The sequence below is a fragment of the Pseudomonas sp. MF09156 genome (assembly GCF_059862305.1).
The window spans coordinates 447,240-462,986 of record NZ_JCBCUR010000004.1 but is presented as its reverse complement, the minus strand read 5'-3'; the positions used below and the strand labels follow the sequence as shown (position 1 = coordinate 462,986).

Genomic DNA, 15,747 nt, shown 5'->3' with positions numbered 1-15,747 from the left:
CTTAAAGCAGAGTTAGCCCTAGGGTGAGAGAACAATGGCTTCAATGGTGCGGCGCGATGTATTGGGATGGATGACGCTGGGGGCCTGTGCGCCGTGGCTGGCCGGCTGCTCTAGCCGGGGGGCTGCGGCGGGGCCTGCAGACAGCCAGCCGGTCGACCTGCTGTATATCGCCGACACCCTCGATGCACGCCTGCCGGGTCGCCCGGTGGTGCCCGCCACACGCCTGGGGCCGGCGACACGGATCGGCCAGGCGCCGTGGATCACCGGGGCCAATGCGCGTTTTCGCCAGGCTGACGGTAGCCAGTTGGATGGCCTGCTGGATGCCTCCTTAAGTGACGGTGTGCAAACTGGTGGCTACGCGGTACTCGGTGCCGTGTTGCAACGCCTGCGTGATGAGGCAGGGCCTGAGAATAGCCTGACCCTGGAAAACGGGCAGTGCTGGAACGGCAGCGGCCTGGCGTACCTGACCCGTGGCCTGTCCGGGGTCCAGGGCAGCCAATTGCTCGGCAGTGAAGTGCGGGTCAGCAGCGATGAACGCGTGCTGTGGCCCGAACAATGCCAGGGCCTGTATCAGCAATTCGGCCACCCGGTACTTGGCGCCGGGTTGGCCAGCGCCAGTGCGCAACGCCTGGCCACCCCAGGCATGCAGGTGTTCCGCCGGGGCGGCGTGCGTATCGCCGTAGTCGGCATCACCGACCCGTATGCGCGGGACCAGCAAGCCTCCTTGAAACAGTGGTTGCACAGCCTGCAACCGGTGCTTGCCCAGGCCCGTGAAGAAGCCGACCTGGTGGTGGCCCTGGCCGATGTCGGCACCGGGCCGGGGTTCTGGCTGGCCGAGCGCCTGGGCCAGGTGGACTTGATGTTGTGCGCCCGTGGCCAGGACCTGTGGCCGCAGCCGGTAGAAATCCTGCAAAGCTCCGGCAAGCGCGTACCGGTGGTGCTGGGCGGGACCCGGGCCAGCGGCGCCTTCCGCATCCGCTGCCAGGCGCAGGCGGGGCAATGGCGCTTCGATGCGCGCTTCTTTCCCGCCCAGGCCAGCGCGTTGGACGCTACCGCCCAGGCCCACGCCCAGCGCCTGCAACCACGCTTGCAACAACAGCGCGCCGCCCACGCCGCCTGGCTCGACCAACCGCTGGCCAAGGCCCCGGAAAACCTCTGGCGCCGCGATGTGCGCGCCGGCAGTTGGGATCGCCTGTTGCACCAGGCCCTGGCCCGCGAGCCCAAGAGCGCGGTGCTGCTGCCAGGCCTGCGCTACGACAGCCCCCTGGCCCGCGGCCAGATGATTACCCGCGAACACCTGATCAGCCTGAGTGCCAGTTACCCAGCGCCGGTCGTGGATGTCCCGGCGCAGCAGGTGCGCCAGGTCCTGGAAAACGGCGCCGAGCAACTGTTTGGCGAGCCACTGCTGCTGGATAACAGCCAGGACCTGCCGCGCTGGCTCGGCCAGCCCTGGCAGGTCACCTATAGCCCTGGCGGCAAGCGGGTCAGTGAGTTTGCCGAACCGCTCGGCACCTGCCGCACCTTTGGCCTGGGCTTTGCCGCCGATGCCGGGCAACCGCTGTGGCAACACCTCGAAGGCTGGTTGCGCGAGCAGCCGGCGGACTGGCAACTGGCGCCGTTGCAACTGCCGGATGTGCGCTATGTGCAGGGGCATCCGGGATGGCATCCACGGAGCCTGGTCAGTTGAGCCGTGGGGGCAACCTGTTGCTGGCAACACTGCTGGCCTGGCTCGCAGCGCAATGTGTGTTGCAACTGTGGCACGGCATCGCCCAGCCGGTCGTGCCTTACGCGCCAGCGGCGCCGGTTGCCGACTTGTTGAGCAGCCACTGGGCACCGCGCCAGGCACCCAGCGACGACCTGCCGTTGACCACGCTCAAGGTCGATTACCTGGGCAGCCTCAAGGCCACGCCGTTGCGCGCTACGGTCCTGGTGCTGCGCTATCAGCAACAAGAACGCACGCTGACCCTGGGTCAGCGCCTGGCCCCGGGCATCGTCTTGCAGGACATCGATGAACGCGGGCTGATTTTCGACAATCAAGGGCAGCGCGAGCGCTTGCCATGGCCGACTGAGCGACCGGTGATCGGCCTCAAGCGCAAGGAATGAACCGACGATGCACATGATCAATAAATGCCTGGGCCTGAGCGCACTGTGCCTGGCCTTGAGCGTGACCCCGGCCCACGCCGAAGAAGCGCCGGCCTTGTATGAAGTGAACTTCATCGACACCGAACTCACCGACTTCATCGACAGCGTATCGCGCATCACCAACACCACCTTCATCATCGACCCACGGGTCAAGGGCAAGGTCACGGTGCGCAGCCTGGATATGCTCGGCAGCGAGGCCATCTACGACATCTTCCTCGCCCAGTTGCGCGCCCAGGGTTTTGCTGCGGTCAACCTGCCCAATGGCAGCGTGAAGATCGTGCCGGACCAGGCCGCGCGCCTGGAGCCGGTACCGGTGGAGTCTGCGCGCCAGGCCGTGCAAGCCAACGATGGCATGGCTACCCGGGTATTCAGCGTGCGCAACGCCGCCAGTGAACAGATGCTCAATATCCTCAAGCCGCTGATTGACCCTCGGGTGGGAGTGATCAGCCCGTACCCGTCGGCCAACTTGTTGGTGATCACCGACTGGCGCAGCAACCTTGACCGTATCGACGCCCTGTTGCAGCAACTCGACCAGGTCAGCCAGGAACCCCTGGAAGTGCTGCCCCTGGTCAACGCTAGCGCCAACGACACCGCGCAATTGATGACCCGCCTGCTGGCCCGCGAGCAGGGCGCCGATGGCGCGCAGGTGGTTGCCGACCCGCGTAGCAATGCGTTGCTGGTGCGCGGCAGTGCCGACAGCCGCCAACGGGTGCGTGCGCTGCTCAAGCAATTGGATCAGCCGCAGACTGCCTTGCGTCCATCGAACACCGTGGTGATGTACCTGCGTCATGCCAATGCCGCCGAAGTGGTCAAGGTGTTGCGTGGCTTGAGCCAGGACACCCCTGGCGCCGGAGGCGAGGGGGTGCCCACGGAAGGCGCGCCCAAGCAGATGGCGGTCAGCGCCTCGGGGATTCGCATGGAGTCTGAGGAGGGCACCAACGCCGTGGTGATGGTCGGCCCGGACAGCGAAATCGCCGCCTACCGCACCATCGTCGAACAACTGGATATCCGCCGCGCCCAAGTGGTGGTGGAAGCAATCATCGCCGAAGTCTCCGACACCCGCGCCCAGGAGCTGGGCGTGCAATGGCTGTTTTTGGGCGACTCCTTTGGCGGCGGCGCGGTGAACTTCACCAACGGCGGGACGAGCATCGCCGGCCTGGCGGGCGCCGCTGCCAGCGGCGACACCGCAGGCCTGGGCAAGCTGTTGGCCAATGTACCCGGCGCCACCGCAGGCTTTGGCAAGCTCAACGGCGGCGGACTGAACTTCCTCGCACTGCTCAATGCGCTGAAGAGCGAAAGTGGCTTCAACCTGCTCTCGACCCCGACCCTGCTGACTCTGGACAACGCCGAAGCATCGATCCTGGTCGGCCAGGAAGTACCGTTTGTGACGGGCTCGGTAACGCAGAACAACACCAACCCCTACCAGACCATCGAGCGCAAGGAAGTGGGGATCAAGCTGCGGATCAAGCCGCAGATCAATATCGACAACACCGTGCGCCTGGACATTGTGCAAGAGGTCTCGTCGATTGCCGACAGCACCGGTGCCAGCGATGTGATCACCAACAAGCGCGAGATCAAGACCAAGGTCATGGTCGAAGACAACGGCCTGGTGGTGCTCGGCGGGCTGATCGGCGACGAGGCCAAGAACAGTGACCAGCGTGTGCCGTGGCTCGGCGATATCCCTGGGGTCGGGCGGCTGTTTCGCTCCAACGCCAGCCAGCGCACCAAGCAGAACCTGATGGTGTTCATCCGCCCGCGGATCATGCGCGACGGCGAGACCCTGGCCCAATTGAGCAGCGAGAAATACCGCAACCTCAAGGCCAACTCGAACCTGGCATTGCCCGCGATCTCCGATAACAACGCCTTGCTGCGCCTGTTCCCGGCCAGCCGCGAGCGCCTCGACGAGGGCGTGTGGTGAGTACGTTGTTGCCGTATCGACTGGCACGCCAGGCGGGCCTGGCGCGGGCACCGGGTGCGCAGGGCTGGACCCTGTGCCTGCGCGAGGATGTCGACACCGACGCCTTGCAGGAAGTATTGCGCGTGCATGGCCTGCCGACGCTGGTCGAGCACCTCGACCCGGCGCAATACGAACTGCGCCTGGGGGCCTTGTACCAGGCCGGCGAGTCGGCCACGGCGGCGTTGATCGAGGGCATCGGCGAGCAGGTCGATCTCGATAGCCTGATCAACGAACTGCCACGTATTGAAGACCTGTTGGAGAGTGACAACGAAGCGCCGGTGATCCGCCTGATCAACGGCCTGTTCGCCGAAGGCCTGCGCTTGCGCGCCTCGGATATCCATATCGAGACCTTCGAGCAGAGCCTGGTGGTGCGCCTGCGGGTGGACGGCCATCTGCGCGAAATCCTGCGCCCGCCACGGGCCTTGTCGGCCATGTTGGTGTCTCGGATCAAGGTCATGGCGCGCCTGGATATCGCTGAGAAGCGCCAGCCCCAGGACGGGCGCATCACCTTGCGCTCCGGCGGGCGCGAGGTGGATATCCGGGTCTCGACCTTGCCTGGCATCCACGGCGAGCGCGTGGTAATGCGCGTACTGGACAAACAGGCCAACCTGCTGGACCTGAACAACCTGGGCATGCCCGCTGCCGTCGAGCAGGCCCTGCGCGCTTGCCTGTCGCGGCCCAACGGGATCTTGCTGAGCACCGGGCCCACCGGCTCGGGCAAGACCACCACGCTGTATGCCAGCCTCAATGCGCTGAACGACGGCTCGTGCAACATCCTCACCGTCGAAGACCCGGTGGAATACGCGATTACCGGCATCGGCCAGACCGCGATCAACCCGCGCGCCGGCATGACCTTCGCCAGCGGCCTGCGGGCGATCCTGCGCCAGGACCCGGACGTGATCATGCTCGGCGAAATCCGTGACCAGGAGACCGCACAGATCGCCGTGCAGGCCAGCCTTACCGGGCACCTGGTGCTGTCGACGCTGCACACCAACAGCGCGGTGGGCGCCGTCACGCGGTTGCGCGACATGGGCATCGAGCCCTTTTTGATCGCCTCCAGCCTCAAGGGCGTGATGGCCCAGCGTCTGGTGCGGCGGCTGTGCCATTGCGCAACGCCGGCGCCGTTGCAGGCCGCCGAGCGCCAGTTGTGGCCGGAGCTGGCGACGCTGGATCAGAGCTTTCACCCCCAGGGCTGCGACGACTGCCAGGGCAGTGGCTACCACGGGCGGATCGGCCTCTATGAATTCATCACCCTGGATGCCGGCTTGATCAGCCTGCTGTACGACGGTGCCAGCGAAGCGGCCATGCACGAATACCTCGCCGACAAGCGCCAGAGCCTGACCGCCATGGCCACCGAATGCCTGCGCCGTGGCGAAACCAGCCTGGAGCAGGTCCTGCGTGCGGTGCGCGACTGATGCCGACCTACCGCTACCAGGCGCTGGACCTGCGCGGCAATCGCCGCAAAGCCAGCATCCAGGCAGAAAGCGAGCGCCATGCCCGGCAACTGCTGCGTGAGCAGGGCCTGTTTGCCCGTGAGTTGCAGGTGCAGGGCGCAAGCCTGTCGAGCCCGCGCGGGCAACGCTTGAACCATGGACAGCTGTGCGAGTTGACCCGCCAGTTGGCCACGCTGTTGAGCGCTGGTATCCCCTTGGTGGATGCCTTGGCCACCCTGGAACGCCAGTTGGCGGAACCGGCGATTCGCAACCTGCTGGTGGCGGTGCGCGGCGCCCTGGGCGAAGGCTTGAGCCTGGCCCAGAGCCTGCGCCGCCAGGGTGGGCAGTTCAATACGCTGTATTGCGCACTGGTCGAGGCCGGCGAGCGCTCGGGCAAATTGGCGCCGGTGCTGGAGCGGTTGGCCGAGCACCTGGAGCAGGTGCAGAAACAACGGCACAAGGCGCGCACGGCGTTGATCTACCCGGCGGTGTTGATCCTGGTGTCGCTGGCGGTGGTGATCGGCCTGATGACTTTTGTGGTGCCCAAGCTCACCGAGCAGTTCAGCCACACCGGGCAAAGCCTGCCGCTGATTACCCGGGTGCTGATTGGCGCCAGCGAGGGCCTGGTGATGCTCGGCCCGTGGTTGCTGGGGCTGGGCTTGCTGCTGGCGCTGGGCGCGCGGGTGTTGCTGCGCCAGGCGGTATGGCGTTTGCGTCGCGACAGCCTGGCGTTGCGCTTGCCACGCATTGGCGTGCTGCTGTCGGTGCTGGAAAGCGCGCGGGTCTCGCGCAGCCTGGCGATTCTGCTCGGCAGTGGCGTGCCGTTGCTCGAGTCCCTGGAGGTGGCCACCGCTACGGTCGGCAACCGGCAGATCCACCAGTCCCTGGTAGCGGTGCGTGCACAGGTCGAAGGCGGTGTGACCCTGTACCGCGCCCTCAGTGCCAGTGGGCATTTCCCGCCGATGCTACTGAACATGGTCGCCAGCGGCGAGGCCAGCGGCACTTTGCCCGACATGCTGGAGCGCGTCGCCGACAACCAGGAGCGTGGGTTTGCGCGCCAGGTCGACCTGCTGCTGGCGTTATTCGAACCCCTGATGATTCTGCTGATGGGCGCGGTGGTGCTGTTCATCGTGCTGGCGGTGCTGTTGCCGATCATGCAGCTCAATCAGGGCCTGAGCCTTTGAACAGACAACCTGAAAACGGAGAACATGAAATGGAAAAGCACGCCATGCCTGGCAATCGTGCGGTCAAGCGTCGCGAACGCGGCTTCACCCTGATGGAAATCATGGTGGTGATTTTTATCATCGGCCTGCTGATCGCGGTGGTCGCCCCCAGCGTGCTTGGCAGCCAGGACAAAGCCATGCGCCAGAAGGCCCTCGCCGACCTGGCGACCCTGGAGCAGGCACTGGACATGTACCGCCTCGACAACCTGCGGTTCCCCACCTCCGAGCAGGGTTTGCAGGCGCTGGTCAGCAAGCCGAGCCTGGAACCCTTGCCGCGCAGTTGGCGTGCCGACGGCTACATCCGCCGCCTACCTGAGGACCCATGGGGCAATGCCTATGGCTACCGCACGCCTGGGCAGCATGGGCGGGTGGATCTGTTCTCTCTGGGAGCCGACGGCCAGCAAGGCGGCGAAGGCACCGATGCCGATATCGGTAACTGGGACCTCTAGGCATGCAGCGCAGTCGCGGGTTTTCGCTCCTGGAAATGCTGGTGGTGTTGTTGATCGTCGGCTTGTTCAGTGCCCTGGGGGTGGCCTATCTGGATGCCGGCCAGGCGCCGATGCGCCAGGCCCTGGCTCAACTGGCCAGCGAAGCGCGCAGCCAGGCCGCCCAGGCCCGGCATGCCGGGCAGTTACTGGGCTTGCGCTGGAACGGTCGCAGCCCGGAATTCGTGCGCTGGCAGGCCGGGCGCGCAGCGCCTGGGTGGCAGGTCCAAGCGTCGCGCGGCGCACCCTGGCCAGCCGGCTTGCAACCTGACTGGCCGGTGAGCCGCGAGCCCCAGGTGATGTTCACCCCATCGGGGCTGGCCCGCCCGGTATCACTGACCTGGCGCTGGGCCGAGGGCCGCGAGCGCTGGCAATGGCAAGCAGACAACACCTTGCATATCGCGACCCTGCCATGAAGCGCCAGCGTGGTTTTACCTTGCTTGAAGTCATGGTCGCCCTGGGGATTGCCGCGTTGATGGCGGTGATGGTCAGCCAGCTGTTGCGCCAGCGCATCGCTACCCACCAGGCCGTGGCGCAACATCGCCTCGGCAGTTTGTGCGCACGGGAGCTGGAAACGCGGTTTGGCGTGGAGCAGTACTGGCCGCAGATCAATGCAGTGAGCGGCGAGTTGCGCCAGGGGAATGCCACCTGTCATTGGCAACTGACCCTGGGCAATACCGGGGTCAATCGCTTGCGCCGGGGTGAGTTGAGCTTATTTGCCGATCCCCAGCAGCGTCAGCCCCTGGGTCAGTTCAGCCTGTTCCTGGTGCGTCCATGAAGGCGGCGCAGCGCGGCTTGACCCTCATCGAGCTATTGGTGGCGATGGCCCTCACGGCGGTGGTCGGGGTGTTGCTGGCGGCCTTGGTTAATGGCTGGGTCAAAGTGCGTGAGCGTCTGGAGGAGCCGGGCAGCGAACCTCAGGTATTGGAGTTCTGCATGGCCCTGGAGCGCCGCTTCGACGCCTTGGTGTTGCGCCAGTTGTACGAGCAGCGCTTGCCCCTGGACCTGGCCTGGCTGGAGTGGCAGCCGAGCCTTGGGCAACTGCAGTGGGTGGCCCTGGGCGCCTGGCCGCCGGCCGAGGGCGCGTCGCGCGTGCAACGCCAGCGCCTGCTGTTCGATGCGCGCCAGCAGCGCTTGAACCTGCTGGTCTCGGCCGACCTGTACGCCGCCGACAAGCCGCGCTGGGAACTCAAGGCGTCATTGGCGCCGGTCGAGCGCGCCACATTCAGTTTTTACCAGGGCACGCGCTGGCTGGCCTTTCCTTCTACTGTTGCCGCCCAGCCCAATCGCGGCGTGCGGATCGAGTTCGAGCACCATGGAGCCCCTTATGTCTGTACTTTCGCCTTGCCCGATACCCAGCCATGAGCCGGAGCGCAGGCATGTTTGAGCGTCTGCGGGCCAAGCCACGGGAATGGTTGCTGGTGCGCCCGCCGGCCACCGCCGAGGGCCGCTGGCAGTGGTTGCACTACAGCGCGCAACAGGCTTGCGCAAGCGGCACCTGGCCGCCACCGTCCGCGCTGCTGCAACTGCCGGGCGCCTTGATTATTCCAGCGCTCGATTGCAGCCATTTCTGCCTGCCGGCGCCGCCGGGGCTCAAGCGTCACGAATGGCCGCAATTGTTTGAAGAATATGCGCAGCAGCCCGCCGAAGCGTTGCTGGTCAGTTGCCTGTCCCGCGAGGCCGGGCAGTTGGAGTTGTTGGTGATGCATCGCGAGCAGGTCCAGCAATGGCTGGCCGAGTGTGCTGCGCTGGGGCTGCACATCACCCATGGCTGGGCGGATTTGCAGTTGTTGCCGCCAGCAGAGCCAGGGCAGGTAGTGGAGTGGCGGCGCGAATCGGTGCGCTACCTCAAGGCGCATTCCCGGCAATGGTTGGTGTGGCCGCCGGTATTGGGTGAGCGCCTGCCCCAGGCCTGGCGCGACCTGCCTGGCGAGACCCAAGAGGGCGACTGGCCGTCACGCCTGGCGCGCCTGGAGCAGTTGCCCAGTGTGCTGGAAGGGACGCGGGGGCCGCGCACACGGGTGACTCGAACGCCACTGATGAGCGGCGTACAGCGCCGCTTGCTGCTGGCTTGCGTGGCGCTGGCGGCGTGTTGGGGCGCGGTGTATCTGGTGCAGAGCCTGCGCCAGGTCGACGTTTGGAAAGCCCAGGTCCGGGCGCTGGCCGGGCCTGCCAACAACCCGCAACAGGCGCGCGTGGCGCTGGCGCGGGTGCAGGGCGAGGCGAGCGACTGGCAGGTGCGCCAGCAACAGATCGTCGCCCTGGAGCAGGCGCTCTCCGGCTGGCTGCAACAGCAGCCAGGCTGGTCGGTGTCGCGCATCGAGTTTGACGGCAGCCGTTGGCGCCTGGCCTTGCGCGGCACTGGCCCCCGGCCGCTGCCCGGCGAATGGCAGGCCATGGCCCAGGCTGCCGGCGCGCAATGGACTGACGAGGCGCAAAGTGTCGCCGGTCAATTGCACCTGAGTTTTGATCTGGGAGAACAACCATGAAAGCCCGGATGCAGGAGTACCTGGCCCACTTCAACCAACTGCCGCCCAAGCGCCGCTATGGCCTGTTGGCTGGCTGGTCGACCGTCGTGCTGTTGCTGCTGGTGCTGTTGACCCGGCCGCTGCTGGCGGCCTGGCAGGATGCACGCCAGTGGCAGGCGTTGGCGCAACAGGCCGGCGCACTGGTACCGCCGGCGGCGTTTTCCAACGAACAGTGGCAGGCCCTGGCGGTGTCGCGCCAATGGGTGCTGACCCGCGTTGAACAGCAAGGCGATCGCTGGCAATTGCAGGGCGAGCTGCCGGGGCCCCAGGCCCTGCAACTGCTGCTGCGGACGGTGCAGGAGCAGGGTGGGCGACCCGTGCAGTGGAGCCTGGAGCAGGGTGGCGGCCAGGGTTATGCCTTCAGCCTGGAAGTGGCGGCGCGGCCATGAGTCGCGCTGTGATCCTGTGGGCGATTGTGGTGTTCAGCCTGACCGTGCTGCTGGAGCTGCCGGCCGCCTTCGTTGCCCGCCAGCTGCCCTGGCCGGCCGGCTGGCAGCCCAGCGGCGTGGTGGGCAGCGTGTGGACTGGCCGCGCAGCGCGCGTCGGTGCCCTGGCGCCGGTGGACTGGAAGATCCGTCCGTGGGCGGCGCAGGTGAACCTGGGCTTTGCGCAACGCATCTGGGAGCTGTCGATCCATGGCTGGCCGTGGAACTGGCAGGCGCAACTGGCCCTGCGTGCGGTCAGCGCCTTGCCGGCACCGATGTTCGTGCTGGACGGGCGTTGGGACGGGCGATTGCAGGTCAATGGCGCAGGCATGAGTTGCCTTCAGACCGAAGGCGAATTGCTGGGGCACGACCTGGCGCTGTTGAGCCCGTGGCTGGTCAAGCTGGGCAATACCCGGATCGAGTTGCAGTGCAGGGATGGCCTGCGGTTGCTGGCGGACCTGCAACTGGCGGCCGAGCACCATTTCAAGATCCAAGTCGACTCCCAGCGCTTGCAGGTGGACGGGCAGATTGAACCGGGGGCCGCCGTGACCCCGTTGCTGGTGCAGGCGCGCTGGCTGCAACCGGCGGCGCAAAGCTTCAGCAAGGTGCTGGGTAAACCGTTAGTCCAGTAGGCGCCGTTTTGCCGTGACTCAAGCCGACCTTTGGCTACATCGCCACGTGGCCCAGGCGGTAGAGCGCCTGGTGCAGTTGGGCGTGCATGTCGAGGCCGACCCACTGGAGTTGTGCAAAACCGTGGTCTACGCTGGGGCCTTGGATTTGGCAGCGCAACTTTGCAGTGAGCAGAAGGGGTTGCTGGATCCGGGTCTGCTGCGTTTCACCGAGCAGTGCCAGCACACGACCCTGGCGCCCTTTGTAAAAAACACGGAAGAACATTAAACCCATGAACAGTCCTGTTTCCCTTGCCCGGTTGAGCGACATCCAAGCCTTCGAGCAACAATACCCGTTGGCCGAGCGCGACTTGCCTGGCAGTACCTATGAGTTGTTGCAGCGTGCCGCCGAACGCTTTGCCGATCTGCCAGCCTTGTGTTTTCTACCGACGGGCAGCATCGAGGATCAGCCCTGGCGCATCAGCTATGCCGAGCTTTTTGCCAAGGTCACACAAACCGCCAACGCCTTGCATCGTCTGGGCTTGCGCCCGGGCCAGGCGGTATCTTTCCTGCTGCCTAACCTGCCCCAGACGCACTTTGTGATTTGGGGTGCAGAGGCGGCGGGGATCGTCAATGCGATCAACCCGTTGCTTGAGCCTGAGCACATTGCAGAGCTGATCCGTGCTTCCAATACCTCGGTGCTGGTCACACTGGCACCGTTCCCCGGTACCGACCTATGGCAGAAAGTGGCGGCCCTGGCAGACTTTTTGCCACAGATGCCCACGATTGTGACGGTTGACCTCGCCAACCTGTTGCCGGAGCCGCAACGCAGCGCTGTAAGAGCCCAGCGGCCACCGATGCCCGCAGGCGTCCTGGACTTCGATGAACTGCTAGCCGCCGCCCCGGCCGATCACCTGGAAAGCGGGCGGGTTATCCAGCCGGACGACATCGCCTCCTACTTTCACACGGGCGGCACCACTGGCACCCCGAAACTGGCCCCCCACAGCCACTTCAACGAAGTGGCGATGGCCAAGATCATTGGCTTACATGGGCGCTATGTACCGGACGACGTGCTGCTATGCGGGTTACCGCTGTTTCACGTCAACGGGGTGATGGTCACCGGTCTCGCCGCATTCCATTACGGAGCCCAGGTGTTGCTGGCCGGGCCCCAGGGTTACCGTAACCCGGCCTTGATCAAGGACTTCTGGAAGCTGGTGGAGCGCTACCGGGTCAGCAGTTTCAGTGGGGTGCCCACCATTTATGCGGCACTGCTGCAGATCCCAAATGACGGTGTCGATGTTTCCAGCCTGCGCTTTGCGCTCTGCGGTGCAGCGCCAATGCCGGTGGAACTGATCCGCCAGTTCGAAGCCCGCACGGGGCTGCGCATCATCGAAGGTTATGGCTTGACCGAAGGCACCTGCGCCACGGCCTGCAACCCTTATGAGGGCGAGCGCCGGCCCGGTTCCATTGGCCTGCGCCTGCCGTATTGCCAGGTCAAGATCGTGGTGCTCGACAGCGCCGGCAACTATTGGCGTGACGCCGCGACCGATGAGCCGGGGACCCTGTGCCTGCGCGGCCCGACGGTGTTCAAGGGCTATCTGCAAGCGGACAAGAACGCAGGTATCTGGCTGGATGGTGACTGGTTCAATACCGGCGACCTGGGGCGCATCGATGCCGATGGCTATATCTGGCTGACCGGTCGCAGCAAGGATCTGATTATTCGCGGTGGCCATAATATCGACCCGCAGATGATCGAAGAGGCGCTGCATCGCCATCCGTGCGTAGCGCTGGCCGCCGCAGTCGGCAAGCCGGATATCAGGGCCGGGGAACTGCCGGTGGTGTATGTGCAGCTCAAGGCCGGCGAGCACGCTAGCGAGGCCCAGTTGCTGGAGCACGCCACACAGCACATTCATGAACGTGCGGCGGTGCCCAAGAACATCTGGTTGGTGGAGCAGATTCCGCTGACCGCCGTGGGCAAGACCTTCAAGCCCGCTTTGCGCCTGGATGCGATCCGGCGGGTGTTCGAAGATGAGGTGTGGCAGGTCGCGGCGGCAAGTCGGGTGGAAGCCCACAGTGACGAGCGCCACGGGCAGCGCGTGGATATTCATGTGCCAAACCTTAGCGCGATCCAGCGCGAGCAATTGGATCAGCGCCTGGGCGGGTTTGCCGTGCGTTATGTGGTGCATTGCGCATAGGGCGGTTTTCGGGCTGTTCGAAGCGCAAAAGTTGTCTATCGTCTATGGGCAGGCAGTCGCGCACCTGCGTGTGCGTCGTGTGGTTTTCGGTGCGGGTTGTTAGGGCGCCCTGGCGCCTGGAGCGCTATGGAAAAGCTCAACGTTGGCCCCAAGTCGTCGCTGGAAGGCAAGGTTTCCAATCTCTCTACCGCACGGGCTTATCTGCTCGCCTGTTCACTGCTGCTACTGGCCATGTTTTTGTTGGTCGGGGTGCTGCTGGTGTCCATTGCCGATCATCTGAATCAGGATGCCAGCGAGCACAGCCGGATCGATATCGAAAACGCCTTGCTGTCGGTTGAGCGCATCGCCGCCTCTACGGTCAAGGACTACGCGTTTTGGGGGGACGCCTACACACACCTGCATCAGCAGGTGGATGTGGATTGGGCGTTTGGGCGGCAAAACCTGGGTTCGACGCTGTTTGCCGACCTGGGTTTCGAGGGGGTGTTTGTTGTCGATCCCACGGGCCGCACGGTGTATTCGGTGGTTGACGGCCAGTTGCAGACCGTTGCCGTGCAGGATTGGCTGCACATACCCATCGAGCCCCTGCTGGCCCAGGCCCGGCAGGCTGCCGCCAACAGCCAGTCGGTGACCCGGCTGGTACAGGCCGACGGGACACCGGCGGTGTTGGCCGCCGCAGCGCTGACGCCTGGCACCGATCCGAGCGTGAAGGCCGATAGCGGCCCGGCCTCTGTGTTGATCTTCATTGCCAAGCTGGCGCCGCAACGCTTGGCCGCATTGGGCCAGGACTTTGGTGTGCAAGGTCTGCAGGTTGCCCCGGCTGGCAGGGTAGCGGCGGGCGCACCGAGCCTGAGCCTGCGGGACAATGCCGGCGTTGTGCAATGGACCTCGGACGACCCGGGGCACCAGTTGCTGGTGCTGGTCGTGCCGCTGGTCACGTTCGCCGGCCTGATCTTCGCCCTGATGGCCTGGGTTATCCAGCGCCGCAGCACCGCCGCCGCGCGGATCATGGACAGTAACTACGCCACCCTGCAAGCCAGTCGCGCGGCGCTGGTGGTCAGCGAGGAGCGCTTTCGCGATGTGGCCGAAGCGGCTTCCGACTGGATCTGGGAAGTGGATACCCACTTGCGGTTTACCTACCTGTCGGAGCGTTTCGACGTGATCACCGGCCTCAAAGGGGCCAACTGCCTGGGGACGGCGGCGGATGAGCTGCTGGCCTCGGATCAGGGCCTGTTGTCCAGCTGGTTCAAGGACCACGCCCATCGCCCGAATGCCATCGTGCAGTGCAACTACCTGTCGGGTGAAGGCGAGCCGCGTATCTGCCGGTTGTCGGTGCGCGAGATCCCCGGCCAGGGCTATCGGGGCACCGCCAGTGACATCACCGAAGAGGTCGAGGCCCGGCGGCGTATCGAGTACCTGTCGCAACACGATGCCTTGACGGGCCTGGCCAACCGTACGCGCATGCAGGAATTTCTCGAGGGCAAGCTCAAGGCGGTGCCGACCCTGGAAAGGCCGTTGGTGATGCTCAGTATCGACCTTGACCGCTTCAAGCCGGTCAATGACCTGCTGGGCCACGCCGCTGGCGATGAGGTGCTTAACCAGGTGTCCCGGCGCTTGCAGGGCTGCCTGCGCGGTGACGACCTGGTGGCGCGCATTGGGGGCGATGAATTTATGTTGGTGGTGGCGGGCATGAGCTCGCAGTTGGAGGTGGAAGGCCTCTGCCGGCGGCTGATCGACTGTATCGAGCTACCGTTTCATATCACCGAGCATGAAGTGTTTATCAGCGCCAGCATCGGCATTGCCATGGCGCCGGCGGATGCGACCCTGGCCGAAGAGCTGCTGCGCTACGCCGATATCGCGCTCTACGAAGCCAAGGAAAGCGGGCGCAATACCTGGCGTTTTTATGCGGGCGACATGAACGCACGCATTATCGAGCGGCGCCAGCTGGAAGCCGATCTGCGCCATGCGATCAAGAACGGCGAACTGCGCCTGGATTTCCAGCCGCGCTACCGTATCGAAGGCAAGCGCCTGGCCGGCGCCGAGGCCTTGGTGCGCTGGCAGCATCCGCGGCGCGGGCTGCTGGGCCCTGATGTGTTTATTCCTATCGCCGAAGAAACCGGGCTGATCCTGCCGTTGAGCAACTGGGTGCTGCACGCGGCCTGCCAGGCAGCCGCTGGCTGGCCTGACGATGTGATGATCTCGGTCAACCTGTCCTCCACCGAGTTCCAGCGCGGGCACTTGGTGGCGCGGGTCAAGGCGGTGCTGGTGGAGACGGGCTTGAACCCGGCGCGACTGGAGTTGGAGTTGACCGAAAGTGTGATGCTCAACGACGAAAAGGTCGCCTTGAGCACCATGCAAGGCCTCAAGGCCCTGGGTGTGCGCCTGCTGATGGACGACTTTGGCACCGGCTATTCGTCGTTGAGCTATCTGCGTTCATTCCCCTTCGACGGGCTGAAGATCGACCGCAGCTTTGTTGGTGGCCTGACCGCCAGCGGTGGCGATCAATCGATCATCCAGGCGATTGTCGGCCTGGGCCGCGCGCTCTCGCTGACGGTGACCGCCGAAGGCGTGGAAACCATCGACCAGCTCAAGGCACTGAAGGATGTGCAGTGCGATGAGGCGCAGGGTTTTTACCTCAGCGTGCCGGTGAATGCCCAGGCAATCAGTGCGTTGATCACCGGCCGCACTGACTAGCAGCCCCTTGCCCTGCTTGCACTGACCGCATATAGATAATATGTTAACAATATAACTATA

15 protein-coding genes are annotated in these 15,747 nt (G+C 65.1%); all 15 read left to right on the top strand.

The window, feature by feature from the left end; translation table 11 throughout:
• Positions 1-34: 34 nt before the first annotated feature.
• Entirely contained in the window at positions 35-1,687 is a 1,653-nt protein-coding gene (locus tag AC19YY_RS13575) for a bifunctional UDP-sugar hydrolase/5'-nucleotidase (protein ID WP_432754252.1), read from the top strand.
• Entirely contained in the window at positions 1,660-2,103 is a 444-nt protein-coding gene (locus AC19YY_RS13570; RefSeq protein WP_500604347.1) for a pilus assembly protein PilZ, read from the top strand. The genes AC19YY_RS13575 and AC19YY_RS13570 overlap by 28 nt, the downstream gene beginning before the upstream one ends.
• Positions 2,104-2,110: 7 nt before the next feature.
• A complete protein-coding gene (gene gspD / locus AC19YY_RS13565; RefSeq protein WP_407073413.1) occupies positions 2,111-4,060 on the top strand; it encodes a type II secretion system secretin GspD in 1,950 nt (649 codons plus the stop codon).
• Between the two features lie 5 nt (positions 4,061-4,065).
• Positions 4,066-5,514, top strand: a complete 1,449-nt coding sequence (locus AC19YY_RS13560) for a GspE/PulE family protein (protein WP_169953306.1) — start codon at positions 4,066-4,068, stop codon at positions 5,512-5,514.
• Positions 5,514-6,716 carry a type II secretion system inner membrane protein GspF gene (gene gspF, locus AC19YY_RS13555; RefSeq protein ID WP_170041235.1) on the top strand — a complete coding sequence of 401 codons (1,203 nt, stop codon included), beginning with the start codon at positions 5,514-5,516 and terminating at the stop codon, positions 6,714-6,716. The genes AC19YY_RS13560 and gspF overlap by 1 nt, the downstream gene beginning before the upstream one ends.
• Before the next feature lie 29 nt (positions 6,717-6,745).
• Positions 6,746-7,204, top strand: coding sequence for a type II secretion system major pseudopilin GspG (gspG, locus tag AC19YY_RS13550; protein ID WP_371128903.1), 459 nt, complete (start codon positions 6,746-6,748; stop codon positions 7,202-7,204).
• 2 nt (positions 7,205-7,206) lie between these two features.
• The gene (gspH, locus tag AC19YY_RS13545) at positions 7,207-7,656 is read left to right on the top strand and encodes a type II secretion system minor pseudopilin GspH (protein ID WP_169952998.1); all 450 of its coding nucleotides are present in this window, start codon (positions 7,207-7,209) and stop codon (positions 7,654-7,656) included.
• Positions 7,653-8,018 (top strand): type II secretion system protein, encoded by a 366-nt coding sequence (locus tag AC19YY_RS13540; RefSeq protein WP_169953000.1) that lies wholly within the window; start codon positions 7,653-7,655, stop codon positions 8,016-8,018. The genes gspH and AC19YY_RS13540 overlap by 4 nt, the downstream gene beginning before the upstream one ends.
• Positions 8,015-8,605 carry a prepilin-type N-terminal cleavage/methylation domain-containing protein gene (locus AC19YY_RS13535; protein WP_169953002.1) on the top strand — a complete coding sequence of 197 codons (591 nt, stop codon included), beginning with the start codon at positions 8,015-8,017 and terminating at the stop codon, positions 8,603-8,605. The genes AC19YY_RS13540 and AC19YY_RS13535 overlap by 4 nt, the downstream gene beginning before the upstream one ends.
• 14 nt (positions 8,606-8,619) lie before the next feature.
• Positions 8,620-9,729 (top strand): type II secretion system protein GspL, encoded by a 1,110-nt coding sequence (locus tag AC19YY_RS13530; RefSeq protein ID WP_500604346.1) that lies wholly within the window; start codon positions 8,620-8,622, stop codon positions 9,727-9,729.
• Complete coding sequence (gene gspM, locus AC19YY_RS13525; protein WP_169953005.1) at positions 9,726-10,157, top strand: type II secretion system protein GspM; 432 nt, start codon at positions 9,726-9,728, stop codon at positions 10,155-10,157. Before AC19YY_RS13530 ends, gspM begins: the two co-directional genes overlap by 4 nt.
• Positions 10,154-10,825, top strand: a complete 672-nt coding sequence (gspN, locus tag AC19YY_RS13520; protein ID WP_500604345.1) for a type II secretion system protein N — start codon at positions 10,154-10,156, stop codon at positions 10,823-10,825. The genes gspM and gspN overlap by 4 nt, the downstream gene beginning before the upstream one ends.
• Before the next feature lie 13 nt (positions 10,826-10,838).
• Positions 10,839-11,090 (top strand): hypothetical protein, encoded by a 252-nt coding sequence (locus tag AC19YY_RS13515; protein ID WP_500604344.1) that lies wholly within the window; start codon positions 10,839-10,841, stop codon positions 11,088-11,090.
• Positions 11,091-11,094: 4 nt separating this feature from the next.
• Positions 11,095-12,996: an acyl-CoA synthetase gene (locus AC19YY_RS13510; RefSeq protein ID WP_500604343.1), complete on the top strand. Its 1,902-nt coding sequence runs from the start codon at positions 11,095-11,097 to the stop codon at positions 12,994-12,996.
• A gap of 126 nt (positions 12,997-13,122) precedes the next feature.
• A complete protein-coding gene (locus AC19YY_RS13505) occupies positions 13,123-15,687 on the top strand; it encodes a bifunctional diguanylate cyclase/phosphodiesterase (protein ID WP_500604342.1) in 2,565 nt (854 codons plus the stop codon).
• Positions 15,688-15,747 lie beyond the last annotated feature (60 nt).

Coding starts and splice junctions, on each gene's coding strand:
- AC19YY_RS13575 (WP_432754252.1), top strand. CDS start 35: ATGGCTTCAATGGTGCGGCGCGATGTATTGGGATGGATGACGCTGGGG.
- AC19YY_RS13570 (WP_500604347.1), top strand. CDS start 1,660: ATGGCATCCACGGAGCCTGGTCAGTTGAGCCGTGGGGGCAACCTGTTG.
- gspD (WP_407073413.1), top strand. CDS start 2,111: ATGCACATGATCAATAAATGCCTGGGCCTGAGCGCACTGTGCCTGGCC.
- gspF (WP_170041235.1), top strand. CDS start 5,514: ATGCCGACCTACCGCTACCAGGCGCTGGACCTGCGCGGCAATCGCCGC.
- gspG (WP_371128903.1), top strand. CDS start 6,746: ATGGAAAAGCACGCCATGCCTGGCAATCGTGCGGTCAAGCGTCGCGAA.
- gspH (WP_169952998.1), top strand. CDS start 7,207: ATGCAGCGCAGTCGCGGGTTTTCGCTCCTGGAAATGCTGGTGGTGTTG.
- AC19YY_RS13540 (WP_169953000.1), top strand. CDS start 7,653: ATGAAGCGCCAGCGTGGTTTTACCTTGCTTGAAGTCATGGTCGCCCTG.
- AC19YY_RS13535 (WP_169953002.1), top strand. CDS start 8,015: ATGAAGGCGGCGCAGCGCGGCTTGACCCTCATCGAGCTATTGGTGGCG.
- AC19YY_RS13530 (WP_500604346.1), top strand. CDS start 8,620: ATGTTTGAGCGTCTGCGGGCCAAGCCACGGGAATGGTTGCTGGTGCGC.
- gspM (WP_169953005.1), top strand. CDS start 9,726: ATGAAAGCCCGGATGCAGGAGTACCTGGCCCACTTCAACCAACTGCCG.
- gspN (WP_500604345.1), top strand. CDS start 10,154: ATGAGTCGCGCTGTGATCCTGTGGGCGATTGTGGTGTTCAGCCTGACC.
- AC19YY_RS13510 (WP_500604343.1), top strand. CDS start 11,095: ATGAACAGTCCTGTTTCCCTTGCCCGGTTGAGCGACATCCAAGCCTTC.
- AC19YY_RS13505 (WP_500604342.1), top strand. CDS start 13,123: ATGGAAAAGCTCAACGTTGGCCCCAAGTCGTCGCTGGAAGGCAAGGTT.